The organism is Pseudomonas sp. SB113 (genome assembly GCF_040754745.1).
In the GTDB taxonomy this organism is placed as follows: Bacteria; Pseudomonadota; Gammaproteobacteria; order Pseudomonadales; family Pseudomonadaceae; genus Aquipseudomonas; species Aquipseudomonas grimontii.
This window is the reverse complement of sequence record NZ_JBFMHW010000163.1, coordinates 1-458: the sequence shown is the minus strand read 5'-3', so window position 1 is coordinate 458 and position 458 is coordinate 1. Positions and strand designations below refer to the sequence as shown.

At 59.2% G+C, this 458-nt stretch carries 1 protein-coding gene; it reads left to right on the top strand.

The features are described from left to right. On the top strand, nucleotides 1-338 hold a 338-nt coding region (locus AB1462_RS31970; RefSeq protein WP_367249099.1), incomplete at its 5' end, for an ABC transporter permease subunit. Nucleotides 339-458 lie beyond the last annotated feature (120 nt).

Here is a 458-nt window from a genome sequence, read left to right as displayed (position 1 = left end):
CCATAAGACCCGCCTATGACGCCGCCTATGAACGCCACGAAAAGCTTGCGACGTCGCTGGGCATTGCGGGATGGAACCGCTTCCGCCTGATCGACTGGCCGATGCTGCGGCGGCCCGCTGCCACCGGCTTTGCCTTCGCGATGGCGCTTTCGCTGGGCGATCTAGGCGTCATTGCGTTGTTCGGCAGCGATTCCGTTCAGACCCTGCCCTATCTGCTCCTGTCGCGTATGGGCAGTTACAGAACGGCGGATGCGGCGGGGCTTGCTCTTCTGCTTGGAATGCTCTGTCTTGCGCTGATGATGCTTGCAGATCGCTTGGGAAAGAATGCCACAAAATGAATTCGGCCATTCCTGCCCCACGCAAAGTCGCTCTCGACAAGGTTTCGTTCAGCTATGGCGACACAGGCTTCGACTTCGATGTCAGCTTCGAAGCGGGGGCGATAACCGCAATCATGGGTC